At 32.6% G+C, this 25,980-nt stretch carries 27 protein-coding genes and 1 tRNA gene; 10 read left to right on the top strand and 18 right to left on the bottom strand.

What is annotated here, in order from left to right; translation table 11 throughout:
- Positions 1-2 precede the first annotated feature (2 nt).
- From CCORG_RS00375 to ccoG, 8 genes are all read right to left on the bottom strand, one after another.
- Entirely contained in the window at positions 3-302 is a 300-nt protein-coding gene (locus tag CCORG_RS00375; protein WP_232088138.1) for a hypothetical protein, read from the bottom strand.
- On the bottom strand, positions 284-643 hold the full coding sequence (locus CCORG_RS00370) for an ElaB/YgaM/YqjD family protein (protein WP_025802333.1): 360 nt from the start codon (positions 641-643) through the stop codon (positions 284-286). The genes CCORG_RS00375 and CCORG_RS00370 overlap by 19 nt, the downstream gene beginning before the upstream one ends.
- Before the next feature lie 92 nt (positions 644-735).
- Positions 736-2,196 (bottom strand): efflux transporter outer membrane subunit, encoded by a 1,461-nt coding sequence (locus CCORG_RS00365; protein ID WP_025802331.1) that lies wholly within the window; start codon positions 2,194-2,196, stop codon positions 736-738.
- A complete protein-coding gene (locus CCORG_RS00360) occupies positions 2,186-5,395 on the bottom strand; it encodes an efflux RND transporter permease subunit (RefSeq protein WP_025802329.1) in 3,210 nt (1,069 codons plus the stop codon). Before CCORG_RS00360 ends, CCORG_RS00365 begins: the two co-directional genes overlap by 11 nt.
- Positions 5,392-6,516 (bottom strand): efflux RND transporter periplasmic adaptor subunit, encoded by a 1,125-nt coding sequence (locus tag CCORG_RS00355; RefSeq protein WP_025802327.1) that lies wholly within the window; start codon positions 6,514-6,516, stop codon positions 5,392-5,394. Before CCORG_RS00355 ends, CCORG_RS00360 begins: the two co-directional genes overlap by 4 nt.
- Positions 6,517-6,724: 208 nt before the next feature.
- A complete protein-coding gene (locus CCORG_RS00350) occupies positions 6,725-7,729 on the bottom strand; it encodes a YeiH family protein (protein WP_197561062.1) in 1,005 nt (334 codons plus the stop codon).
- A 62-nt stretch (positions 7,730-7,791) separates the two neighbouring features.
- Positions 7,792-8,424, bottom strand: coding sequence for a TetR/AcrR family transcriptional regulator (locus CCORG_RS09005; protein ID WP_025802323.1), 633 nt, complete (start codon positions 8,422-8,424; stop codon positions 7,792-7,794).
- Between the two features lie 15 nt (positions 8,425-8,439).
- Positions 8,440-9,798 (bottom strand): cytochrome c oxidase accessory protein CcoG, encoded by a 1,359-nt coding sequence (ccoG, locus tag CCORG_RS00340; protein ID WP_025802321.1) that lies wholly within the window; start codon positions 9,796-9,798, stop codon positions 8,440-8,442.
- A 139-nt stretch (positions 9,799-9,937) separates the two neighbouring features.
- Between ccoG and rpsU the strand changes: the two genes are divergently transcribed.
- The 6 genes from rpsU to CCORG_RS00310 all read left to right on the top strand — a co-directional run bounded on the left by rpsU (position 9,938) and on the right by CCORG_RS00310 (position 14,966).
- Positions 9,938-10,150, top strand: a complete 213-nt coding sequence (rpsU, locus tag CCORG_RS00335; RefSeq protein WP_025802319.1) for a 30S ribosomal protein S21 — start codon at positions 9,938-9,940, stop codon at positions 10,148-10,150.
- Between the two features lie 113 nt (positions 10,151-10,263).
- Positions 10,264-10,899, top strand: a complete 636-nt coding sequence (locus CCORG_RS00330; protein ID WP_025802317.1) for a hypothetical protein — start codon at positions 10,264-10,266, stop codon at positions 10,897-10,899.
- The gene (locus CCORG_RS00325; protein ID WP_025802315.1) at positions 10,886-11,473 is read left to right on the top strand and encodes a UPF0323 family lipoprotein; all 588 of its coding nucleotides are present in this window, start codon (positions 10,886-10,888) and stop codon (positions 11,471-11,473) included. The genes CCORG_RS00330 and CCORG_RS00325 overlap by 14 nt, the downstream gene beginning before the upstream one ends.
- A 1-nt stretch (position 11,474) precedes the next feature.
- Positions 11,475-12,653 (top strand): glutathionylspermidine synthase family protein, encoded by a 1,179-nt coding sequence (locus tag CCORG_RS00320; protein WP_025802313.1) that lies wholly within the window; start codon positions 11,475-11,477, stop codon positions 12,651-12,653.
- Positions 12,654-12,658: 5 nt separating this feature from the next.
- A complete protein-coding gene (locus CCORG_RS00315) occupies positions 12,659-13,594 on the top strand; it encodes a D-2-hydroxyacid dehydrogenase (protein ID WP_025802311.1) in 936 nt (311 codons plus the stop codon).
- A 76-nt stretch (positions 13,595-13,670) separates the two neighbouring features.
- Complete coding sequence (locus tag CCORG_RS00310; RefSeq protein ID WP_025802309.1) at positions 13,671-14,966, top strand: coproporphyrinogen III oxidase family protein; 1,296 nt, start codon at positions 13,671-13,673, stop codon at positions 14,964-14,966.
- A gap of 10 nt (positions 14,967-14,976) precedes the next feature.
- Here the strand turns inward: CCORG_RS00310 and CCORG_RS00305 are convergent, their stop codons facing one another.
- From CCORG_RS00305 to CCORG_RS00285, 5 genes are all read right to left on the bottom strand, one after another.
- Positions 14,977-15,570: a nitroreductase family protein gene (locus CCORG_RS00305; protein WP_025802307.1), complete on the bottom strand. Its 594-nt coding sequence runs from the start codon at positions 15,568-15,570 to the stop codon at positions 14,977-14,979.
- 11 nt (positions 15,571-15,581) lie between these two features.
- Positions 15,582-15,983: a Rid family hydrolase gene (locus CCORG_RS00300; RefSeq protein WP_025802305.1), complete on the bottom strand. Its 402-nt coding sequence runs from the start codon at positions 15,981-15,983 to the stop codon at positions 15,582-15,584.
- Between the two features lie 81 nt (positions 15,984-16,064).
- Entirely contained in the window at positions 16,065-17,756 is a 1,692-nt protein-coding gene (locus tag CCORG_RS00295) for an AAA family ATPase (protein WP_025802303.1), read from the bottom strand.
- Between the two features lies 1 nt (position 17,757).
- Positions 17,758-18,600, bottom strand: a complete 843-nt coding sequence (nfo, locus tag CCORG_RS00290; RefSeq protein ID WP_025802301.1) for a deoxyribonuclease IV — start codon at positions 18,598-18,600, stop codon at positions 17,758-17,760.
- On the bottom strand, positions 18,597-19,058 hold the full coding sequence (locus tag CCORG_RS00285; RefSeq protein ID WP_025802299.1) for a hypothetical protein: 462 nt from the start codon (positions 19,056-19,058) through the stop codon (positions 18,597-18,599). Before CCORG_RS00285 ends, nfo begins: the two co-directional genes overlap by 4 nt.
- A 55-nt stretch (positions 19,059-19,113) precedes the next feature.
- Here CCORG_RS00285 and CCORG_RS00280 point away from each other — a divergent pair.
- The 4 genes from CCORG_RS00280 (at position 19,114) to ung (ending at position 22,494) form a co-directional block, all read left to right on the top strand.
- Positions 19,114-19,188: transfer RNA gene (locus CCORG_RS00280), tRNA-Glu, on the top strand.
- 110 nt (positions 19,189-19,298) lie between these two features.
- The gene (locus CCORG_RS00275; RefSeq protein ID WP_025802297.1) at positions 19,299-20,615 is read left to right on the top strand and encodes an MBOAT family O-acyltransferase; all 1,317 of its coding nucleotides are present in this window, start codon (positions 19,299-19,301) and stop codon (positions 20,613-20,615) included.
- Positions 20,615-21,781 (top strand): SGNH/GDSL hydrolase family protein, encoded by a 1,167-nt coding sequence (locus tag CCORG_RS00270; protein ID WP_025802295.1) that lies wholly within the window; start codon positions 20,615-20,617, stop codon positions 21,779-21,781. Before CCORG_RS00275 ends, CCORG_RS00270 begins: the two co-directional genes overlap by 1 nt.
- Before the next feature lie 20 nt (positions 21,782-21,801).
- Positions 21,802-22,494, top strand: a complete 693-nt coding sequence (gene ung, locus CCORG_RS00265; protein ID WP_034971334.1) for a uracil-DNA glycosylase — start codon at positions 21,802-21,804, stop codon at positions 22,492-22,494.
- 29 nt (positions 22,495-22,523) lie between these two features.
- Here the strand turns inward: ung and CCORG_RS00260 are convergent, their stop codons facing one another.
- From CCORG_RS00260 to rpmI, 5 genes are all read right to left on the bottom strand, one after another.
- The gene (locus tag CCORG_RS00260; protein WP_025802291.1) at positions 22,524-22,874 is read right to left on the bottom strand and encodes a c-type cytochrome; all 351 of its coding nucleotides are present in this window, start codon (positions 22,872-22,874) and stop codon (positions 22,524-22,526) included.
- Entirely contained in the window at positions 22,871-24,505 is a 1,635-nt protein-coding gene (locus CCORG_RS00255; protein ID WP_025802289.1) for an FAD-binding oxidoreductase, read from the bottom strand. The genes CCORG_RS00260 and CCORG_RS00255 overlap by 4 nt, the downstream gene beginning before the upstream one ends.
- Positions 24,502-24,879 (bottom strand): hypothetical protein, encoded by a 378-nt coding sequence (locus CCORG_RS00250; RefSeq protein WP_025802287.1) that lies wholly within the window; start codon positions 24,877-24,879, stop codon positions 24,502-24,504. The genes CCORG_RS00255 and CCORG_RS00250 overlap by 4 nt, the downstream gene beginning before the upstream one ends.
- Before the next feature lie 349 nt (positions 24,880-25,228).
- Positions 25,229-25,588: a 50S ribosomal protein L20 gene (rplT, locus tag CCORG_RS00245; RefSeq protein WP_025802285.1), complete on the bottom strand. Its 360-nt coding sequence runs from the start codon at positions 25,586-25,588 to the stop codon at positions 25,229-25,231.
- 86 nt (positions 25,589-25,674) lie between these two features.
- On the bottom strand, positions 25,675-25,869 hold the full coding sequence (rpmI, locus tag CCORG_RS00240) for a 50S ribosomal protein L35 (protein ID WP_025802283.1): 195 nt from the start codon (positions 25,867-25,869) through the stop codon (positions 25,675-25,677).
- Between the last annotated feature and the right edge of the window lie 111 nt (positions 25,870-25,980).

Raw genomic sequence — 25,980 nt, 5'->3', positions numbered from 1 at the left:
TTTCACTTATGCTTAGCAAGAGAGACTCCATATAGTATTAAAACTACAGTAAAGATTATCCCAGCTGTTAAAAAGTAAGCCAAAATTTTACCAGTCCAAAGTTCAAGAAGCAAGAAAACTCCAATAAACAAAAATACCGAACCTACAATAGCCAAAGCTGCCACCACAATCATAAAAACTATTCCATTTGCACTTTTTACAAATGAATCTTTTATGTTGTAAGCCTCAGCTTCAACTAGCTCAACAGCAGATATAAAAAATTCTGATAGTGAGAAATTTCCCATTATTTTCTCATCAGCCATCCAAAAATAAAGCCAACACCAAAAGTGATAGCAACGCTTTTTAGCGGATCATCTTTCACGCAACTTTCAGCTTTGTTGAAAAAGTCTTCGCCTCTGTCTTTTACGTCTTCTAAAACTTGTTTGCCTTTGTCTTTTGCATCTTCAAAACCTTGTTTACCTTTAAGTTTTAACTCTTCAATAGATTTTTTAAGCTCTTCTAAAGATAGCTCTTCACTAATAGAGTCAAATTTCTTGCTTACTTCTTCTTCTGTTGTTTTCTTCAAATTCTTAGTAAGCGACTCAAAATCTTTTTTAAGTGCATCTAAATCTTTTTTAAGTGACTCTGTTGTAACTTCTGCCATTTTATCTCCTTTTAAAAAATGTATTAACATTATATGACAAAAGGGTAAACATTTTAAATATTAAAGTTTTAACCCCAAAGTAGGGGTTAAATTTAGTATTTAAGATCGCCAAATGGATTAGTAGATGTTGTAGGTTCTACAGTTTTGTTAGCTTCTAGTAAAGCTTTTGCTCTACTGTCTTTGAGCGTAAATCCACCACCTAGAGCTTTATAAACGCCAACTACGCTATTTGCAACGCCAAGTCTTGCTGATGCAAGGCTAAGTCTTGCGTTTAAAAGCCCTCTTTGAGCATCAAGCAGTTCTAAGTTATCACTATATCCAGCTTTATAGCGGTTGCTAGCTATATTATAAACATTTTGTTGTGATTTGTATAAATTTTGCATACTATCTTGTAAAAGAAGGGCGTTTTCTCTATTAACTAACGCATCTCTAACTTCACCAAAGGCATTTTTTAAAGTCTTATCGTAGTTAATAAAACTAGCATTTTGCTCTAAATTTGAAATTTGAACTCTTTTTGAGGTTCTACCAAAGTCTAAAAGTGGTCCTACCAGAGAGCCTGCTATACTCCAGCTATTTGCTGCTGTAGCGAACAATCTACTAAAATCACTACTCATATATCCTAAATTTCCAGTTAAAGACAGACTTGGAAAATAATTAGCCCTCGAAACACCAACTAAGAAATTTGAAGCTCTAAGTCTTTCTAAAGATGCAGCAACGTCTGCTCTATGCAAAAGTAGATCTGATGGAACTCCACTTGGAACTACTGGCATCGTTGGAAGAGTATTTCTATTTGTAGATATATTTTTATATAAAATTTCATTGTAGTTTTTACCAGTTAAAAGTGCTAAAGCAGTATTTGTACTAGATAGTTCATTTCTAACTTCAGTAATTTTTGCTTTAGCTGAGTCAACTTGGGCTTTTGCTTGATAGTAAACTATAGAGCTTATAGCTCCAGCTCCTAGTTGGTTTTTTCTAAAATTTAGAGTTCTTGTATAGCTAGCAAGAGTATCTTCTAAGATACTTTCTTGCTCTTTTAAGAAAAGAAGCCTAAAATAAGTCGTAACCACATTGCTTGCAATTGAAAGTCTTGCTGAATCATAATCATATTTTGTAGCTAGATATTTAGCTTCATTTGCCCTAACGCCATTTCTTACCCTACCCCATAAATCTATCTCATAACTCATATTTATATTAGCTGAGTAAGCTTCACTAGAGTTAGCATTTGGTCTCATCGGAAGGTTATTTTGACCACCAGCGGTTGCACCGTATCCAAAATTTGGCAAGTAATCAAGCCTACTTAACCCTAAGCTAACTCTGGCTATTTCAATATTGTTTAGTGCTAAGGCTAGATCTGAATTATGCTTTAAGGCACTATCTACAAGTGTGTTTAAATTTGGATCTTTAAAATCCATCCACCACATATCATTTATATTTGTTGTAGCATAAGTTGCTTTAAAACTAGCATCTTTTAGCGGAGTAACTGGCTTAAAAGAGCAACCAGTTAAAAATAATGATATAGCAACTACACTAATTAAACTCTTTTTACTTAACATGAACTCTCCTATCATCATCTATGATCTCCATATCGCTATTTTGGGTAACAGCTGGACTCTGTTTTGACTTATTATCACCAAAAATTCTATCTAGCAAGTTGTTAAATGACTCAACCAAATAGTAAAATGATGGAATAAACAAAATCGCAATCGTTGATGCTGCTATCATACCACCAATTACTGGTATACCAACAGCATGTCTACTTGCCGCTCCAGCTCCACTGCTTAGAGCAAGTGGTAAAACCCCCAGAGTAAAAGCTAAAGATGTCATAACAATTGGTCTAAATCTAAGTTTTGCAGCTTGAATTCCAGCTTCAATTAAATTCTTTCCTTCTTTTTCATGAGCTGCCATAGCAAATTCCACAATCAAAATAGCGTTTTTAGCACCAAGTCCTATCAGCAAAAGTAGTCCGATTTGGAAATAAACATCATTGTTTTGCCCACCGATATAAGCAGCACCTAAAGCCCCAAGAACCGAGAATGGCACAGCTGTTAGAACTGCTATTGGCATTAGCCATCTTTCATACTGAGCAGCTAAGATTAGATACACAAATATCATACCAAAGATAAATGCTATCGTTCCAGTTCCGCTTGTATGAACCTCTTGATAAGCTGTTCCTGACCAACCTATAGAGTACTCATTATTTGGAAAAACCTCAGCCATTACTTCACTTATCGCACCTATTGCCTGACCAGATGTATATCCTGGTGCTGGTTCGCCCATAACCTTAGCTGCTGGAAGACCATTAAATCTATCAACATTATCAGGTCCAAGGCTTTTTTTAAGTGTTACAAGAGTGCTAACTGGTATCATCTCTCCTGTTGTCATGCTTTTAACAAAGATATTTCTAATAGCTTGTTCACTATCTCTAAAGTCGCTATCTGCTGAAATTCTTACCTTGTAAGTTTTGCCTAACATATTAAAGTCATTTACATAGTAGCTACCGATGGTTGCATTTATAGTTGTAAAGATATCAGCAATATTTACACCCATCATCTTTGCTTTATCTTTATCTACAGATATATCATACTGAGGAAAATTCGTATCAAGAGTAGTCCTTACCATCATAAGTTCAGGACGCTCATTTGCCTTAGCAACAACTTTGCCCATATCAGCCTCTATCTCTTTATATGTCTTACCAGAACTTGATTGTGCATATAACTCAAATCCTCCAGTGGTTGAAAGACCACTAATTGGTGGTGGATTTAAAACAAAGCTTAAACCATGGCGATTTTGTGCAAACATAGCGTTATATTTAGCAGCAAGTGCAAATGAACTTTGGCTCTCAAGTGGTCTGTCATCCCAAGGATTAAGCTTAACAAACATAATGGCAGCGTTTTCTCTAAGGTTGCCAGAAAGAAGATCATACCCTGCCATAAGTCCGGTTGAGTCAACCTCTTTTTCATCAGCAATGCTATTTTGAAGTTCAACACCATGAGATAAGGTTCTATTTATAGCTGCAGCTGAAGGAAGTTGGTTGATAACCATAAGGCTTCCCTTATCTTCATTTGGAACAAGTCCGCCAGGTACAACTTTAAACATTACAGATGTTAAAAACACAATTCCAATAAAAACTAAAACTGAGAAAATCGGAACTTTTAGTATCCATTTAACTATCCAAGAGTATACATCTGTTGAGTAGTCAAATATTTTATTAAATCCTCTAACAAACCAAAATGGTCGCTTTTCTTTTCTTTTTAAAAGCATAGCACATAGTGCTGGAGTTAGAGTTAGAGCACAAATTCCTGATATTACAATAGCAACAACCATAGTTAAACCAAACTGCTTTTGCATAATTCCAACAAAACCCTCTAAAAAAGCAACTGGAATAAAAACAGCTGAAAGAACCAATACGATAGAGACAACTGCGGCAAAAATTTCTTCCATAGCTTTCTCTGTAGCTTTAATAACTGAAATTTCAGGATCTTCTTCTAAAATACGCTCCACATTTTCTACAACAATGATGGCATCATCAACAACGATACCAATTGCCAAAATCATAGCAAAAAGCGTAATCATATTTATGGAAAAGCCCATTGCAAGCATTCCAGCAAAAGCTCCAACAATAGATACTGGTATAGCAAGCATAGGTATAATCGTAGCTCTTATATTTCCTAAGAAAAGATACATAATAACCATAACAAGAACCATAGCTTCAATAAATGTCTTAACAACAGCTCCAACACTAACTTTAACAAATTCTGTTGTATCATAACTTATAGAGTAAGTCAAACCACCAGGAAATGTAGGGCTAAGCTCTTCAAGTTTTGCATTTACAGCTTCTGCTGTTGCTAATGCATTTGCACTGCTTTGAGTAAATATCAAAACAGGTGTCATTGGATGTTTACCGTATCTAGCTTCAAAAAAGTGCTGTTCTGCATCAAGAGAGATAGTTGCAACATCTTTTAGCTTAAGTGCTGAACCAAATTTATCACTTCTAAGTATTATGTTTTCAAATTCGCTTGTTTTAATCAAACGCCCTTCTGGCTTGATAATATATACATAGGCATTTTCTGATTTTGTTGGTTCTTGTCCAAATTTACCAGTGGCATATTGTGAGTTTTGTTCTCTAATAGCTGCTGTTACTTCAGAAATTGTAAGATCATAATGCTTAAGTTTATCAGGATCAACCCAGATTCTCATAGAATAATCTTTATTTCCAACAGCTACAACATTACCCACGCCAGGAACTCTTTTTAACTCATCAACGACATTTACAGCAAGATAGTTATAAGCATCAACTTGATCCATCTGCTCTGTTGGATCATAAAAAGATACAACCTCAAGAATGTTTGGACTCATCTCAAAAGCCCTAACTCCAAGTCTTGCAACTTCAGCAGGAAGTCTTGGTTCGGCAATGCTTATACGGTTGTTAACATTAACAAGAGCTTCTTGTGGATCTGTTCCAACTTCAAAATAAACACTAAGACTAAGCTCACCTGATGAACTTGAAGTTGACTGCATATAGATCATATCCTCAACACCATTTATTGCATCTTCTAAAGGTGCAGCAACAGTTTCAGCAATAGTTTCAGCATCAGCTCCACTATAAGTTGCCATAACCATAATTCTAGGTGGAGTAAGCTGAGGATACTCCTCAACTGGTAAAACCGCCATAGATACAAGACCAGCGATAACTACTATAATAGACAAAACCGATGCAAATATCGGTCTATGTATGAAGAATTTTGACATCACTTAACCTCTTGGACTATCTGAACAGGTGTTCCTACCCTTACTTTCATAAGGTTATCTATTATCACTTTATCACCATCATTTAATCCACTAGAAACGATAGAGTACTCTCCGGTTTCAGAAACTACTTTTACAATCTTTTTTGAAGCACTTCCATCTTCTATAACATATACAAATGAGTCAGAAAGGTCTTGCATAACTGCAACTTGTGGAATTTTAAAGCCATCTTTTTGATAAAGTCCGTCCATTCTCACTCTTGCAAATGAATCAGGAAGAAGAGAGCCATCTTTATTTTCAAAACTAGCTTTTGCAGCTATAGAACCTGTTTTTTCATCTAAAACTCTATCTATGAAAGTAATAGTTCCATTATACTCTCTATCACCAACTTTAAGTGTTGCAAGAGAGCCATTTTGAGCCCACTCGCCACCATTTTTTTGATTATTAATCGTCAAAGCATCAATATCTGGAATAGCAAATTCTGCATTTACAACATCAAGTTTTGTAAGTCTTACAAGTCTAGCATTCGCTCCTGGCGATACAAACTCACCAACATCAACATACGGATCTCCTACAACCCCACTAAATGGTGCTATAACTTTAGTATAGTTCATATCTACAGCTGCATTTTTTTGTGCTGCTTCGCTACTTTTTATAGATGCTAAAGCGCTATTATAAGCCGCACTAGCTGCGTCAAATTCTTGTTGGCTTATAGAATTTGATCTTTTAAGCCTTGAAGCTCTATTATAATCAAGTCTAGCTTTTTCAAGATTTGCATTTGCTAAGCTAAGGTTTGCCGCCGCCATCTCATAAGCAGCTTCATATTTGTCAGGTTCTATCAAAAACAGCTCATCGCCTTTTTTTATTTTGTCCCCGGCTTTAAAATTCTGCTTTTCTATAGTACCTGAAATCTTTGCAACAATATCTACATCTTGATCACTTACTACCCTAGCAGGGTACTCTAAAACTATAGGCTCATCAGCCATCTTAGCAGTAAAGATTCCTACCGGAACAGGTCCTTGATCTCTCATAGAACCTTTTGCTTTTGCATCTTTTCCGCCATCAGCACAACCTGCTAAAACAAACAAGCAAGATGAAAAAATAAGTGCTTTTCTAAATTTACTCATACCATTCCTTTAATGTGTAATATCAATTACTATAAAACAGTTGTAATTATACTTAATTAGTGTAAATTTTATCAACGAATATTTAATAATTAGTCCGATAATTATACTAAAAAATACCATAAACAGCTGTGTATAGGTGATTTTATACTTTTTTTATAAACTAAATTTAAACTATTAATGTTTAATTATTCTATTTTATAACTAGATTTTAGCCTAAAATTTTAGAAGCAACTCCACCAAAAAGTATTAACCACAAAAGAAGTCCAAAAGCAAGAATAAATGGTTTTTTGCCAGCGCTTTTAAATATATCTTTTCTTATACCAATACCTAGTCCAACCATTGCTATAGTTAGCATAAAAGTATCTAAAAAATTTATATACGGAATAATCTCGGTTCTAAATGGCATGACAGAACCAACAACAACTGCTACTATAAACCATATAGCAAAGTATGGAATGCTATCTTTTATACTGTGCTCTTTATTTTTATTTAAAAAACTAAGTAGTATTAAAAACGGCATAAGCATAAGAACTCTTAGCATCTTTATAATTATAGAAATTTGTTCACTCATGCCCCCAACAGCTGCACCAGCACCTACAGCGTGAGCTACTTCATGTAAAGTTCCACCTAGAAAAAATCCAATCTCTTTTTGACTAAATGGTAAAACTCCTATCTTAAATACAAAAGGATAGATAAACATAGTAATAGTACCAAAAACTACAACAGTAGTAACAGCAACACCAACTCTAGATGAGCCGCCTTTTGTCATACTCTCAGTTGCCAAAACAGCAGCAGCACCACAAATAGAGCTTCCCGAACTAATAAGCGTCGTGCTTTTTGTATCTAAACCAAGAGCTTTTCCTATCAAAAATCCTACAAAAAATGTTGAAAATACCATGACAAAAGCCATTAAAATGCCATTTACTCCAACAAAAGCGATATCAGAAAAAGTGATACGAAAACCATAAAGTATAATTCCAAGTCTTAGAATTTGTTTAGTTGAAATGGCTATAGATTTTGTTTTATAGAGAATTTTTGTGCCAATTTTAGCGGTGTTGCCATATACTGAACCAAAAATTACTGCTATGATCAAAGGGCTTATGGCTAGAGATTTTAAAAGTGGAATTTCAGATATAAAAAATGAAATGGTTGAAATTCCAACTATAACTCCCCACGCATAAATTCTTCGTCTCTTATATATATTTTTTTGCACAAATAGCCTTTTAAATTAAATAAAATAAAATTATACTCCATTTAGTTTAAAAAACTATGAAACTACTTTAAGATTCCATATAAAAAGATTTTTATAATATTTTTAAGATGATTTTCCAATTGATTATCTGTTAAATTTGGCTCTATTCCATAAAACAGAGCATTTGTAAAGTATGGTTCTCTTGCAAGATATGTAAAAAAACTAGCATAATTCATAAGCTCGTCGCTACTAAATTTCATCATATCTGGATCATTTTTAAAAAATTCAGTAAGCCTACCACTCATAAAAGTATCAATATCTCTTACAAAATCTCTACCTATAGCAATAGTGTCTCTATTAAAACACTCGCTTAAAACTAGCTTGAAAAAAGCTATACTCTTTGAAGAAAATATACTTATGAAGTAAGAGTGTCCAAATTTATATAAAAATTCTTCTAGCAAAAGAGAGTCATTTAAATTTATATTTTTTTCAAGTTCATCACTGAATCTATTGATTCCATTTGCAATAATGGCCTTAAAAAGCCCTTCTTTATTATGAAAATACTTATATATAGTAGAAAGCGAACCTCCACTTCTTTCTACTATATCATTTAAGCTAGTATCGTTATACCCTTTTTCTAAAAATAGCTCAAGTCCAACATTTAGGACTTTGTTGTATCTAAATTTTGCTCTTTTGTTAGCTAAATTTGGCACCATCTGCCCTCCTATGGTTTACTTTTTATACCTTTTTAGTTGCTCATTTTTTGGAAATATAAAAACACTATCCCTAACCACATTAATCTCATCTTCATTCTCAACTGCATATGCTTTAACTTTTATAGGAATTTTTATATCATCATCTTTGGCTTCTATACTACTTGCATTCATCACAAGAGTTACGATAACTTTCTCTTTTTTACCTGAATTTACTGTAAATTCATCTTTTGGTCTTTTTATTTTTATAAGATCACTATCTACTTTAAAGTAAAATTTACCATCTTTACTATGAGTATTTTCTATTAAAAATACATAATCATTTTCTACAACTAAACTATCTTGAGTTTTTCTTATATTATAAAGACCACTATCTCGGTTTATGTTTAGAAGCAAGCTATCTCTACTAGCCCCAACAAGAAGTAAAACAACAAATATCAGTGATAAAAATGCCATATATCCAATGGTTTTTGGTCTAAATACTCTTGTTTCACTTCTAGTTTCTACTGCATTTTCACTTGTCCAATTTATAAGTGAAATTTTGCCTAATTTACCCATAACGCCACTACAAGCATCAGCACACTCTAAACAGTTTATACACTCAAGTTGCATACCTTTTCTTATGTCTATATGAGTTGGGCAGATATTTATACAGGCTCTACATCCTATACACTCATCACCTTCACCAGTTGGTTTATTTGCTATAAGATTGTGCTTATCATCATAAATCTTACCGCCTCTTTTTTCGTCATATATGACTTGAAATGTGTCTTTATCAAACATAACAGATTGTATTCTAGCGTAGGGGCATATATATACACAGAAATTCTCTTTTATAAATACAATATCAAGCACTAAAAACAGCGCAATACCTACAACTATGCCTATCATAAACAGATGCTCGCTAGGATTTGCTAAATATCTAAAAAAGTCCTCAGGCGGTATAAAATACCACATAAAATTTGAACCTACAATTAAAGATATAACTACCCATATAATAAATCCAATTGCTTTTTTAACAATATTGCTTTTTGGCTGAACTTGCTTGTTTTTTATACTTCTTCTGATTCCAAGAAGTTTTGTTTGAATGAAGTCTCTATAAAAAACCCTAAATGTCGTCTGCGGACAAGCCCAACCACACCAAACTCTACCTCCAAGAGATGTTATAAAAAAAATTCCAACAAAACAAAGTATAAGCAAAAATGGAAGCAAAAAAAGTTCTTGAGTTGAAAAAGCTTGAAAAAATAGATGAAGTTCTTTTCTATCAAAGCTTAAAAGAAAAATATGATTCCCATTAATCCTTATGAAAGGAAGCACAAAAGCTAAAATCATTATGATAGAAAAACTAATATAGCGTTTTTTAGCATAGTTATACATAATCTGTCCTTAAAATAGTAATATCTTTATCACATTTAAATTTTACTATCATTTCAATTATTTAATCCTTAAATTTTGAAATTTATAAATTTTGTAGTATAATTACTCTTCAAATTTTAACGAAAGGTGGTGATTAGGAATGCCTGGTGTAAAGGTCTATCCTAATGAGAGTTTTGATGAAGCTTATAGAAGATTCAAAAAGCAAACAGATAGAAATCTAATTGTAACTGAAGCTAGAGCTAGAAGAAATTTCGAACCGATGACTGAAATTCGCAAAAAGCAAAAGATTGCAGCTAGAAAGAAAATGCTAAAAAGACTCTATATGCTTAGAAGATACGAATCAAGACTCTAAGCCCATGAAGCTAACTAACTATTTGTTAGTTAGCTTTTTATCTCCAAAATTTAGCCTAAATTTAATCAAAATCTGCTACAATAAACTAACAAAATGCGAAAAGGTTAGTTAATATGGAAAGATTATCAATAGCGGATGCAGCACAAAAACTTGGAATTTCAAAAGAGGCTATTTACAATAGAATTCGCCGACAAACCATCCAAAGCGAAGAGATAGATGGCGTAAAATATGTCCTTCTTAGTAAAGATGATAATAAAACTACCACAAACACAAAATCACAAAAATCTAGCAAAAATGATAAGGATTTTATTGACTATCTTAAAGGTGAAATTGAGTATTTAAAGCTAAAAATCAGCTCCCTTCAAGGCGATAAAGAAAAACTCTATCAAGAAAAAGAGCAAATTCTAACAAATACAAAAGACGAAATAAAAGCCATTTATAATGAAAGAGATGAGAAGCTTAAGTATTTTTTAAGCTTACTTGAAAAACCCATGCTTGCAAAAACAGATAAAATAGAAGCTATTGAAGTAAAAACTGCTCAAGATAAAAAAAGCGAAAAAAAGTGGCTTTCTCTTAAGGACTTTTTAGACACACTTGATCTTAAGAAAAAAGAGAGAAAAGAGATTAAAAAGCTAATCATAAAAGAAGCTTATGATAGTGAGTTTATAAAAATAGAAGCAGGAATGATATTTATTGATAAGAATTTTGAAATTTCAACTTTAATAAAGGATGATAATGAAAAGAGTTAAAAAGATAGTAGCAGTCTCTATAGCTAGTGGGTTTGGGCTAGTTTTAGCAGGCGGCTTATCAGGATGTAATGGACAAAGTAGCACAAAAGAGCAAAATCAGTTAGCAGGTGCATTTGTAGTTATTGAAGAAGTTCAAGGCGGTGGATATAAGATTTTAGAAGAATTTCCCAGTGCAGAAACTAGAGTTGTTCTTAAAAAACTTGATGGAACAGAAGAGGTTCTAACAAAAGAAGAGATGGATGCTTTAATAGCCAAAGAAGCAACAAAGATAGATAATGGTACTTCAAATTTAACAAATCCTAATGCTCAACTTAGTAGTGGTGGAATGAGTCTAGGTGAAGCAATACTTGCAAGTGCAGCAGGTGCAATAATTGGAAGCTGGATAGGAAGTAAGCTTTTTAACAACCCAGCTTATCAAAATCAACGCCAAAGTGCGTATAAAAACACAAGCAGTTATCAAAGAAGTGTAAATAGTTTTAACAATGCAAAACAAGGTCAAACGGCTAAAAAAAGCACAAGTGGCAGAAGTGGCTTTTTTGGTGGTGGATCTAAATCATCATCAGTAGGTGGATAAGATGAATATCAAAAAACTAAATGCTTTAACACCTGAGTATCTAGAAAGTATAGGATTTTCGTGGCACACAGATAGTGATAACACAAGTTATGTAGCAGATGAAGTTGTAGAAGTTAGTAAAGATGAGTGTGAAGCCTACTATGAAGCGGCAAATGAGCTATATGATATGTTTGTTGCTGCTGCACAGCATGTAATAGACAACAACCTTTTTCACGAACTTGGCATTCCTTTTAACTTAGTTGATATTATAAAAGATAGCTGGGAAAATGATGTTCATTGGCACTTATATGGCCGCTTTGATTTAGCGGGTGGGCTTGATGGTAAACAGATAAAACTAATTGAATTTAACGCCGATACTCCAACTGCTCTTTTTGAAACTGCAATCATCCAGTGGGCTTTACTCAAGCAAAATGGCATGGATGAAAGTTCTCAGTTTAATGACTTATACGATGCTTTAGTTGAGAATTTCAAACGCCTTGTAACGCTTAGTGAAGATACTAGCGACTTTGAGAAATTTTACAATGGTTGGAAAATTTTATTTAGCTCAATTGCTGGAAATTTAGAAGATGAAGCCACAACTAAACTTTTGGAATTTGCAGCAAAAGATGCAGGATTTACGACAAATTTTGCCTATGCTGATGAGGTTGTATTTAACGATGAAAATGGCATTTTTTACGATGATGAAAACTATGAATTTTGGTTTAAACTGATTCCTTGGGAGAGTATAGCAGTTGATGAGAGTGATCTTGCTTTAATCCTTAAAAATATCATAAAAAACCAAAAAGCAATCATCTTAAATCCAGCCTATACGCTACTATTCCAAAGCAAAGGAATTTTAAAAATTTTATGGGATCTGTATCCAAATCACCCACTTCTTTTAGAAACTTCATTTGAGCCATTAATTGGTAAAAAAATGGTCAAGAAGCCATTTTTAGCCAGAGAAGGAGCAAATGTTACTATATTTGACGCTGACGGTAAAATAGTAGCAAAAGAAGATGGCGAGTATGAAAGTCAAAAATTTGTCTATCAAGAATTTTATGAATTTAATAAAGATAGTCTAGGACACAACTATCAAGCAGGGGTATTTTTTGCTTTTGAAGGGTGTGCTTTAGGATATAGAAAAGGTGGTGAAATTTTAGGAAATTTTGCTAAATTTGTAGGGCATTACATAAAGGATTAAATATTATGAATACAGTATTTTTAGATGCAGATACACTAGGATTTGATGTTGATTTATCTATTTTTGAAAAATTTGGTAGTTTTAAAGTATATGCTAAAACTGACTCAAAAGATACTATAAAAAGGCTTGAAAACGCTGATATTGCTATAACTAACAAAGTTTTAATAACAAAAGAAGTCATTAATAACACCAACTTAAAACTAATATGCGTTACTGCAACAGGCGTAAATAACATCGACCTAGAAGCGGCTAAAAATGCAGGAATTGTAGTTAAAAATGTAGCAGGTTACTCAACTAATAGCGTCGTAGAACACACATTTGCCCTGCTTTTTGAACTAACAAAAAACATAGGGTATTACACTAACTATGTTAGCAATGGCGAGTGGGCAAAAAGTGAAATTTTTACACATTTAGGAAGAGAAATAAGTGAAATTCATGGTAAGAAATTTGGCATTATAGGGCTTGGAACTATCGGAGAAAAGGTAGCTCAAACTGCTAAAATTTTTGGTTGTGAAGTGTGCTACTACTCAACTAGTGGGAAAAACACTAACACTACCTACAAAAGTGTTAGTTTAGATGAGTTATTAATAACTTCTGATATTATTAGCATCCACGCACCGCTTAATGATAATACTAAAAACTTAATAAACGCTAGCAATCTTTCAAAGATGAAAAATGGTGCCATTTTGATGAATCTTGGTAGAGGCGGCATCGTAAATGAGAGTGATTTGGCTAAATTTATAGATGAGAAAAATCTAAAAGTTGGACTTGATGTTTTAGAAGTTGAACCGATGCTAAAAGATAGTCCATTTTTTAACATTGAGAAAAAAGAAAATCTCATTATTACTCCTCATACTGCTTGGGCTAGTATAGAAGCAAGAACTCTTTTAATAAAAAAAGTTGCCCAAAATATAAAAAATTTTTTAGACAAAAACCCATAAAATAATTTTAAAAACTTTTTAATATTAAAGGTATTATGGTAGAATTTGGAATTTTAAATTTAAGGTTAAAGATATGATGAATGTATTACAGAAATTTGCACTTAATTATGGACACAACAAGATGCAAAAAACTCTTAGCAATGCCCTAGATATTGATATTTTAGATAAAGAGATCAAAAAAGTTCCTGATGAAGGCAAAGAATATATGCTTTATGCACATATACCATTTTGCCATGTGTTTTGTACATATTGCTCTTTTCACAAATATAAATACTCAGATGATCTTTGTAAAGAGTACTTTAAAAATTTAAGGTCTGAAATTTATCAGATGAAAGGTGCTGGATATGAATTTGACTCACTATATGTAGGTGGCGGAACGACACTAATAGATGAAGATGAACTATTAAAAACACTTGAACTTATAAAAAAATTATTTAATGTCAAAGAGATATCTTGCGAAACAGATCCAAATCACATAGACCCAAAACAGCTTAAGAGATTTAAAGGCGTTATTGATAGACTCAGTGTTGGTGTTCAAAGCTTTGATAATGATATTTTAAGAAAGGTCTCAAGGTTAGAGAGATTTGGAGATCAAAAGTCACTAATAGATAGACTTGAAAATGCGATTGGAATTTTACCTATTATGAGTTTGGATCTCATATTTAACTTCCCTTTTCAAACAAAAGAGCAGCTTTTAAAAGATATAAATATAGCCAAAAACCTAAACCCAGAACAAATTACACTCTATCCACTTATGAAGTCAGAAGTTACTAGAGAAAACATTGCTAAAACTCTTGGTGTAAGCAATGAAGATAATGAGTATGAGTTTTACAAGATTATAAGAGATGAATTTAAAGACTATCACCAAAATAATGCTTGGGCATTTTCTAAGCTTGATAGTGGCTTATCAGATGAATATGTAGGATCAAACTATGAGTATGTGGGCGTTGGAAGTGGTGCTTTTAGCTTCTTAAATGGCAAACTTTTGATAAATGCTTTTAACTTAGATGAGTACAACTCAAGGGTAAAAAACGAACAAAGTACCGTAATGGCAACTTGTGAGTTTAAAACCAAAGATAGACTTCAATATATATTTCTAACCCAGCTTTTTGATGGCGGCGTAGATATAGCTAACTACAATGCTCAAAATAACTGCGATATCAAAAAAGAGCTATGGTTTGAACTAAATGCACTAAAATTTGTAAAAGCCATATACGAAGAAAATGGCAAGATAAAACCAACTGAATTTGGTAGCTATTTATGCTTGGTTTTGATGAAGGATTTTTACACTGGTATGGATAAAGTTAGAGCTTATTTTAAAGACAGCGCTAAACTAAACAGAGCTAGAAAAGTAAAAATAATGCAAGAGTAGGCTTATTTGCCTACTTCCATATCAAAACATCTTCTAAGCTTTTTCTTATCTTTTTTGGGCTTTCTTTATCACTAAGTCCTAGGCTTACTACTATGCAAGGGCTTAAATGATCTCCTAGATTTAGAAATTTAGTAAGTTTTTCTTTATCAAAGCCTCCGATTATACAGCTTTTTACACCTTTAGAGTAAGCTATATTTACCAAATTTGCTAATGCCATATAGCACTGAAGAGAGGCATACCCTTCGAGTTCATCTTTGCTTTTTTTATCTGCTTTGCTAGCTATCATGGATAGAAATTTATCCCTTCCCCTAAGTCTTGTTTTAGCAATATTCATAATATACTCATCCGTGCTTTTTAGATCAGTTCTTGCCATTATAACAACAGCATGTGAGCAGTTACTCACTTGAGATTGATTGTAACAAATCTCACCAAGCTTATCTAAATTTTTACTAATTACTACAAATTTCCAAGGCTCCAAAGCAAGCGAACTAGGGGTTAGTCTGGTTAAATTTATAATCTCCTTAATAACTTCATCATCAATCTTTTTAGTCTTATACTCCCTACAAGAGTAGCGGTTTTGCATAATATTTTCTATATATTCCATAATTTTATCCTTTACTCTACAAATGCCTCGACAACTATCTCAACTCTCATTGGTTTATTTCCAAGCTCCCTCACGCCAAGCTGCGTCCAGATGGGAGATTTTCCACATCTTTTGTTAAACTCAGATGATAAAACCATATGAATTTCATCTGTAAAAGGAACGGTAAAATAACTCGTTACACTATATACATCCTTCCAGCTAGCACCAGCTGAATTTAACGCCCACTCGACATTATCGCAAGCTTGAATTATCTCATCTTTTATGTCTTTGTGTGGAAAATTTACACCACTTTCATCCCAGCCGCCTTGACCAGAAATTTTTACAATATTTCCTATTTTAACAGCAGTTGTGTAACCAAAACTTTTTTGAGTATCGCCTATGCCGCCTTTTCCAAGGATTAAATTTGGTTTCATTTTTTCTCCTTTTTTATAAAATTACTTTATTATAATTTCATAAAGTAAATAAATAAAATATTTTATTTCAATATAAGAAATTTATAAAAGCCCCACTTTTTTATCATCTTCAAAAGCGGCGGCTTGCTCTCTTTTTATCTCTTCTATAAAATCATCCATAGTAAATATATCATCTTCTCTTACGGCAACTTTAAGAGCTGTATTTTTAAGCACTAGGACAATCCCGGCTCCAGTTAGTGGATATTTAGCAAGTTCGTTAATGCTAAAATCTTCTTCAAAATTTGCATTTTCAGGCATTATCTTTTGCCAAATTTTAACTCTTTCATTAAAATCAGGCTTTTTAAACTCTATCTTAAAATCAAACCGCCTTGAAAAAGCTCTATCAAGCCCTTCTAAGAAATTTGTAGTTGCTATTAAAACCCCTTCAAATTGCTCGATTTGTTCTAAAAATATATTTTGCATCTGGTTGTGCATTTTCTCAGCCCCACTAGCACTTGTTTCTACTCTACTTGATAAAAACTGATCTGCTTCATTTAAAAGAAGTACAGGCTCGCTTTTGCTCTCTTTACAAATTTCACGGTAAGTATCAAAGATTTTACGCACATTTTGCTCACTTTCACCAACATATTTTGATAAAATTTTAGAACAATCAAAGCTTAATACGCGTTTTTTTAAACTCTTTGCAAGACTAACTGCACTCATGGTTTTACCAGTACCTGGCGGTCCGTAAAATATAATCTTTGCGTCAATTCCTTTTCGCTTTTTAATACCCCAAGAATTAAGCCTAGAAATGACATTTCTATCAAGTTGCTTTAAGATTGAGTTTAGAATTTCTTTTATTTTTGGGTTTAAAACAACATCATTTATATCAGTTTTTGGCTCAATTAGCTCAAAAATCTCACTATTTTTTACGATATTATCAAGTGCTATTTCTCTACTTTTTTTATCATTTCCTTTTGGATGCATGATGCTTTGAAGCATATCTTCACTTATAAAGTAGCTTTTTGTGATATTTCCAAGCCCAGTTAAAACCTCATCATAATCAATAAGTCCAGATGATAAAAGCTTTGAGCCATCTTCTAAAAGCCCCCTACTTTTTATCCTATCCATATCATCATCACTTACCATTGAAATAAGCGTGTTTAGATCCCTAAGATCATCATTTTCATTAGAATACTCCTCTTTTAAGATAGCTAAAAATATTATTTTTTCTTTTTGATTAAGCCTGTAAGTTTTAAAAATTTCTTCAACACTAAGGCTAAATTTAGTTAGCGCTACTCTTTTAGCGATGATATCTTTTAGGCTTAAAATTTTCTTATCAACTCTAGAATTTTTACGCCTACTGTAAAGCTCAACTAATAAAAACTGATCTTGCAAATACTCAAGATGATCGCTATAAGCTGAAATTTCAGGAAATTTTGCATCTATTATGCCAAATTCTAAAATACTTAAAAAAAGCTCGCTAAGTTCTACTTCGCTATGCAAAAGCATAAGTTTTGAGCTTATTTTTTCACTTTTAAAAATGCTTAAATTTCTAACAATATAGCCATAATCAAGCAAATTTTTAATACTTTCAAGCCCTTCAAGATAAGCAAAATCTCTCTCACCATAAAGCGCTATAAGCATGCTATGAACGCTATTTGCCGGAACTGAATCCATATAAGATGTGGTCATAAATTTAAGTATCCTAGCCTCATCAATTGAAATTTCTAAAAGCTTAAAAATTTCACTATTTTCAACACTGTTTTCTAAAAAATCTCGTAAATATTTCAATCTAAACCGCCATTTGTCTTAAAATTTCTATCTCATCTTGCCATATGCTATCATCTATCGTTTCTAGGATAAGTGGAATTTCATCTATATTTGGATCACGCATTATGTTTTCAAACGCTTCAAGTCCTAAATGCCCTTTTCCAAGGCTATCGTGCCTGTCTTTTCTAACTCCAAGTTCGTTTTTGGTATCGTTTAGATGCATTCCACTTAAGAATTTATAACCGATGAGTCTGTCAAATTCACTCATTGTTTTTTCATATGCCTCTTTGCTTCTGATATCATATCCGCCAGCAAAAAAGTGGCAAGTATCTATGCACACACCGATACGGTTTTTATCCACAGCTTTATCTATCAAAAACGCTAAATGCTCTAGCTTATATCCTAAATTTGAGCCCTGCCCTGCGGTATTTTCTATCACTAGCCTTACGCCACTTGTATTTAAAAGTAAATAATTGATACTTTCACTTATTAGAGTTAAGCACTTCTCTTGGCTTATCTGTCTAAGGTGTGAACCAGGATGAAAGTTTATCATCTTAAGCCCCAGCAGAGAGGCTCTATCTATTTCGTCTTTAAAAGCTTCCACGCTTTTTTCTCTTTTTTCATCATCTGGATGACCAAGATTTATAAGATAGCTATTATGAGGCAAAATATGCTCTTTTTTTATCCCGCTTTTAGCTAAATTTTCACTAAATTTAACAATGTTTTCATCACTTAGTGGCTTAGCACTCCACTGGCGTTGATTTTTAACAAATAAAGCAAAAGCATCTGCTCCTATACTCATAGCATTTAAGGGGGCATTTTCTACCCCACCACTTGCACTTACATGAGCTCCTACTCTTTTCAATTTAGCTCCCTAATTATAATCTTTACTCCATTTTTTGTATCTTTAAAACTCATCGTGTTATCACAAATTTGATAGCTTAAATTTGTTAAGTTTTGATCAAACCCACAGCTAGTTTTAACTAAATTCCTACTTTCATATATAGGTTTTTTTGTTAATAAATCTTTAAAAAACCCTCTATAATGCTCTCTTTTAAAGAAATTTTGGTTAAATTCTAGCTCCTCTTTACAAACACTGTTATAACAAACTTTATCTTTTATATTTACATCAAGCAAACTCATGCCACTACTATAAACTTGTAAATTTGTAGAATTTGAGCTAGTTTTTAAAAATCCAGCATCGCTGATCTTAAAATCAGGACTTATCATTGTAAAATTCAAAGCCTTTGTTGGGGCTAGTCCGGTCGTAGCACAGCCCACTAATAAAGCAGCACAAAATAGCATAGAATATTTTATTTTCATATTTCAGTAACCTTTAAGTTTAGTTTTTGTATAATTCAATTTCGCTTATTTTGTTGGCCCCTTCGTCTAGTGGTTAGGACATCGCCCTTTCACGGCGGTAACACGAGTTCGAGTCTCGTAGGGGTCACCAAAGCCAAAAATTATACAATTTATCTATTTAAATTCTCCTGAATATAACAAAACTTACCAAAAATAAAGTATCAACACTGTATAATAACTCAAAAATTTCATAAGGTAGTTATGAGTCTCTTTTCGGCTGAATTTTTAGTGCTATTTTTACTGTTTTTGTCACTGTATTGGGTAGTTTTAGATAGCTTTAAAAAGCCACTACTTCTAGTTTTTAGCTACACTATGCTATATCTAATAAAACCAGAATTTCTACTTATAAATTTCGTATTTGGTCTAGTTGTTTATATATTTGGGCGGCTACTTTTGCTTTTTAACTCTAAAATTTTACTATTTTTAAGCATAGCATTTGTCATACTAACTCTTAGTTTTTTTAAATACAATGAATTTTTTATGCTAAATTTTGCTCTTTGTGAGATTATTATGCCGCTTGGAATATCATTTTACTCATTTTGTTCTATAACCCTTTTAGTTCTTTGCTATAAAAATGAGATAAAAGAGCTAAAATTAACTAGCACTCTTCTTTATCTAAGCTTTTTTATAACCATAACATCTGGTCCGATTTTTAGATATGATGAGTTTGAAAAAGAGATTAGCAAAAGCCCAAAATTTGGTGATTTAAACCTTATTTTAGCTTTGATTGTTTTAGCATGTTTTAAAAAACTCCTAGTTGCTAACCATCTTTTTAGCATACTAAATCCAACTCTAATCTCACCAGCAAATAGTGACTTTTTAACTCTTATAAACACGCTTTTTGGTTATAGTTTTCTTTTGTATTGTGATTTTAGTGGGTATGTAGATTTAGTAACAGCACTTGCTTTAATGCTTGGAATAACCCTACCAAAAAACTTTAATAAACCTTTTGTTTCGCTAAATGTTAAGGAATTTTGGAATAGATGGCATATAACTCTTGGAAGGTTTTTTAAAGATTTCTTATACATTCCACTTGGAGGAAATAGGCGTGGGGCTTTTAGAACTAACTTAAATGTTTTGTTAGTTTTTTTAGTTTCTGGGTTTTGGCATGGAAATACTTTTAGCTTTATCATTTGGGGGCTTTGTCATGGGCTTTTTGTTGTTTTTAATAACATTACAAAAAACTACAATATCCCTAAATTTGACTACTTAAAAATGCTAACAACATTTATATTTGTTAGTCTTGCTTGGGTATTTTTCGCTACTGAAAATAGCTTTTTGTATATAGAGTCTTTAATAAATTCTGAGATTTTATACACGCCTGTAAACATTGGCATTATGGCTTTTATGGCTATTTTTATCTATATATATCCGAAATTTAACACCTTAAATTTACTAAAAAGCATTTTTGATAAAATTCCTTCCTACCTACTTCCATTTATTTTTGCTATAATATTTAGCATTTTATACAAATTTATGCCAAGTGGTATGCCAAATTTCATCTATCAGGGGTTTTAATGAAAAATAGCTTTACGATATTTGCTATTGCTATACTAAATTTAGCACTTTTTTCATATCCATTGCTTCTTCAAGCTGAACAAAAATATCAAGTTCCGCTAAATATCAGCCAAAATGAGATCGTAAAACTTAGTCAAAAATATACACAATTTCTTAAAGCCACAAAACCTGTATCAAAAGATGAAATTTTAAATGAAAAGCAAAATAGCCAAAAAGAAGCTGAAATTTCAAGACTTTTAGAAGAGATAAAAACACTTGAGTTAAGTATTTATGAAGATAGTTTACAAACTCCTACTTTAAGCGAGACTTTGCCTGAGAAAAAAGAAACTTCAGATATAAATAAAACTCATAAATTTGAAATTTTAGATACAAACAAAAGCATTAAGCCTAAAAAATATGAAATTTTTGATACTAATAAAAGTAGTGTTAAGTTTAAAATTTTAGATGAAAATAAAACCTTTAAACCAAAAGAGACTGAAAATTTAGAAGCCAACATAACCACTCAAGAATTTAGCCAAACAACAAACGATACTAACAAAACAACTTTGTTAGACAAAAAGAACAAAACCGCCCTTTTTATAGGCGATTCTCTAATGCAAGGGGTTGCTTTTACACTAACAAACGCACTTCAAAAAGATGGATTTAAGGTTATAAATTTAGGGCAAGTTAGCACAGGTCTTACTAATAAAAAATTCTTTAACTGGCAAAATAGACTAGAACAAGAGCTAAAAAATAGCGATGTTGATATAGTTTTTGTCATGCTTGGAGCAAATGATCCGTGGTCTATAAAAGATAGTAGCGGAAAATACAAAAGCTATGGAACCTCTTCTTGGGATGAAATTTACCGTTTAAGAATAGCTGAAATTTTAACTACAGCCAAAGATAAAGAGCTTATTTGGATAGGAATTCCTTGTATGAGAAAAAGCGATTTAAACAGCAAAGTTTCTCATCTAAATACGCTTTATAAAAGCGTTGTAAAAAGCTCTAATCAAACTTATGTCTCATCAACTGATATTCTTTGTGGCGATGGAAATTATAATAAAATACTAACAATTAATGGCAAAAGAGTAAGCGTAAGAGCAAACGATGGCATACATCTTACTATGAATGGCTCAAGGCTTATCACAAATGAGGTTATGAAAAATCTCTCGTATAATAAAAACTAAGTTCAAAATAAAGAAATAAAATGATAAATCTTGATAATGTTAATATAGAAGCTGGTTGGAAGGAAGTTTTAAGGGCTGAATTTGAAAGTTCTTATTTTGAAAATTTAAAGACAAATCTAATAAATGCAAAGAAAAAAGCTAAAATTTATCCACCAGGTGCTTTAATCTTTAACGCCTTTAATCTTACGCCTTTTGATGAAGTTAAAGTTGTGATTTTAGGTCAAGACCCATATCATGGTAAAAATCAAGCTATGGGTTTGAGTTTTTCCGTGCCAAATGACATAAAAGTTCCACCAAGCCTTAAAAACATATATAAAGAAATTTATGATGATTTGGGCATTTTACAGCCAGAAAATGGCGATCTTACATACTGGGCAAAACAAGGAGTTTTACTACTTAACGCAACTCTTACAGTTGAAGCAGGCAAGCCAAACTCACACTCAAATTTTGGCTGGCAAAGATTTACAGATGCAGCAATTAAAGCTTTAAGTGATAGAAAAAGCGGACTTGTATTTTTACTATGGGGAAATTTTGCCAAAGCTAAGGCAAATTTGATAGATGATTCTAAGCATTTTATATTAACCGCACCTCATCCTAGCCCACTTGCAAGGGGTGGATTTTTTGGTTGCAAACACTTTTCAAAAACAAATGAAATTTTAAGGCAAGTTGGTAAAAGCCCTATTGATTGGGATTTAAAAAATTATACGGTGTAAAAGCTCTCTAAATTTAGAGAGCTTTTATGTTATTGTTTAGAAAGATATGCTTTTAAACTCTCTAAATCTTTATCATTTATCTCAGTTTTTCTAAAAAATGGCATACTATGTTTTCCCTCTCTTACATAAAACTCAACTACTTCAGGCACCAAATCCTCTCTTTTAGTAAGCTCAGCTGGAAGACTTCCTTGATAAAGTACTTCTAAAGCTTTTGTGCCAGGCTTATTTGCACCATGACATGGAAGACACCAGTAGTTATAAATTTCCTCTCCTGTTTTTGGAGCTTTTGCATTTTTGCCACCGCTTAAGATATCTTTTTCGTTAGCATTTGCAAAACAGATAACTCCTAAAAATAGTATAGTTTTAGTTAAATTTCTCATTTTGTGCCTCCTTTTTTTGCCTCTCTTGCATGCTTAGGCCAAATTCCACCTCTTCCTGGTGCGATTATTCCATTTGGATCTATTGCATCTTTTAAATTCTCAACAAAGCGTCTTAGGATGTGATTGTTAAACGAATAAACATTATAAACATCATCTTGGAAAGTTGGCGCAGCCCTATAATCTCCCCAGCCATTCTCAGCGGCTACTTCTATCATCTTTCTATAAGCAGCTCTTAATTTTTTATTATGCTCAATGTCAGTTCTTGAGTTTCCAAAATTTAGCATAAAGCAAAATGCGTGATACATCCAGCTTCTTGGGTGTGCAAATGGCGTAATAGGAGATTTCATACCTAGTTCATGGAAAACATCTATATAGACATCTTGACATTTTAAAAGCTCTTTTCCATCTCTTGGAATAATAGGCGAAAACCAAACGTGTCCATCTTGTGGTTCTAATACTTCACCTCTTGTGCTAAGCCAGAAAATTTCCATATTTGGAATACCAAGAGATACTTTGTGTTTCATTTTAGAAATATCTTCTTTGCTTAGTGGAAGAGCAAATTCTTGCACTAATTTAAATTCTGAACCATCTATCTCTTTAAAGCGATTTTCCACATACTTAGCGTTTGCATAAACAGCCTCTTTATTTCCATAAATCGGAATATCTATCTGCCAGTAAGGAATTTTGTTTTTTAAGGCGTAGTTTTGGATTTTTTCTAGGTCAGGCTTACCATTTTTTGATGTTAAGTATGATTCTAACTCAGGATTCATAGGTTTTCCATGTGGAGGGTTTAATGGACTTCTATAAAGCGGCCAACCGATGATAAAAGAGTCTTCTAAATAGTTTAAAATTTCAACCATTTTTATGATATCTTCTCTTCTTTTGGTAGTTAGTGAGTAAAGTGCATAATACTCAGGTTTTGGCATTAACCAAAAGCCCATTTTTGTAACTATTCCAAAATTTGATTGTGCAAAAAGACCATCTACATATGCACCATAACCGTATTTGTTTTCAGCAAATGTTTTAGCCCCTGGAAGTGCACCCATTCCTGTTCTCATAACTTCGCCATTTGGAAGCACTACTTCCATTCCACAGTGAGCACCAAAGTGATCTCTATACATTCCATAAGTATAACCCCAACCGTGGTCAAGTGCGTTTCCAACAGGACTTCCCCAACCTGGATCTGGTATATCCATCATGACATTTAAGTTATTATCTTCACAGTATTTATAAAAGTCAAAATAACTAACCCCTGGTTCTAAAATACAGAAATTTCTTTTATCATCAACTTCTATAATTTTATTCATTCTTTTTAGATCAACAACCACATCACCGCGGCGATTTGGAGCTGATGAGCCATAACCTAAATTCTTACCTGTTGAGATTGGAAAAAGTGGAATTTTAAACTCATTTGCCACTTTTACTATCTCTTGAACTTCTTCTACTGTTTTTGGTGCAACAGCGATAGATGGAATTGGTTCACTCTCTTCATTCCATTCAGAAGAGTAGGCATCTCTGTATAAAAAAACATCTTTTTCATCTGTAAAGACATTTTCTTTTCCTAAAATGTTTTCAAATTTACTTATAGCAGTTTTAAAATCGCTCTCTTTTACCCCGTTTGGCAGTATCATACTAAACTCCTTTTTAAATTTGGTACTAAAATCCATGAAATAAGTTCATCATGTTTTAGATTTTGGGCTGTGTAGCCATAGTCTTTTGCAATGTTTTCAACCACAAAAAAGGTCTCTTTGCTCGTAAGACCAGAGATTATTTGCTTATTTCTAAGATCATTTTTAAGATCAAAATAAACATCGCTAATATCACCATTTATGGCAAATTTCTTTGAATTTACAAAAGTTTTTGCATACTCGCTACTTCCTTTTAAGTTTAAATCATAGATAATAGTATCTACATTTTCACTTTTTAAAGGGGCAGCAAAAGAGAAATTTGTCAGTAAAACAGCACAACTTCCTTTGATAAAAGTTCGTCTTGAAATTTCAGCCATTTTCTCACCTTTATATTAAAATGTTTCTGTAAAATTATTATACTGAGTATGTATTAAATAAAATTAAAATATATAAAAAATATAAGATTATGTAAAATTTACCAAGAAATGGCACTTTAATCTTAGAAAAAATGTATCTATATAGAAATAATCTTAAGACAACAAAGTTTTATACGAAAATATAGATTAAGCCAAACAAATATAAAAAATACGTTTTTGTGATAATTTTATATCTTAATTCGTAATATAGAATATTCTATTTTAAAGACTAGCCGGGGAGATTGCTTATCTTTATTGGGCAGTATTTGTGTGGTTTTAGAGAGTAAGGAGCGAGATTCGCTCCTAAATCTTAAGCCTTTAGAGCTGATTTTGCCTTTGTAGCAACAACGCTAAATGCTTCTGGATCGTTATAAGCCATATCTGCAAGTATCTTTCTGTCAAGTTCAATACCTGCCAATTTTAGTCCGTTGATAAATTTTGAGTAGCTTATGTCATTTAATCTACAAGCTGCGTTAATTCTTACTATCCATAGGCGTCTGAAATCTCTTTTTTTCTGGCGTCTATCTCTATATGCATAACATAAACTTCTTTCAAGTTGCTCTTTTGCTTTTCTAAAGTGTTTTCTTCTTCCACTATAAAAGCCTCTCGCTAACTTTAAAACTTTCTTATGGCGTCTTCTTCTAACTACGCCTGTTTTTACTCTTGCCATGTTTTATCCTTTCAAAGATGGCGTCTGCTTAGCAGATCTTGCCCTTAAATTCTCTAAATTTAGGGGAGTTTGGACTTATCGTCAACTTATGCTTTTCCTAGCATTTTTTTAACAGCTTTAACATTTGTAGAATCTACAAATTGCTCTTGTCTTAGGTCTCTTTTGCGTTTTTGTGACTTTTTAGTTAAGATATGGCTTCTAAAAGCTGAGCCTCTCTTAATCTTATTTTTACCCACTTTAAAACGCTTAGCTGCACCACGAACTGTTTTCATCTTTGGCATATAACTAATCCTTTCTTTTTAAAATGAAGCTTGATTATATCTTAATTTAATAAAATAGGGCTGAATTTCTAAAAATTTATACTTCAGCCCTAAAATTTTTATAAATTTACA

Source organism: Campylobacter corcagiensis, from assembly GCF_013201645.1.
Lineage (GTDB): Bacteria > Campylobacterota > Campylobacteria > Campylobacterales > Campylobacteraceae > Campylobacter_B > Campylobacter_B corcagiensis.
Note: the sequence above shows the minus strand (reverse complement) of the source record. Positions and strands in the feature narration are given on the sequence as shown.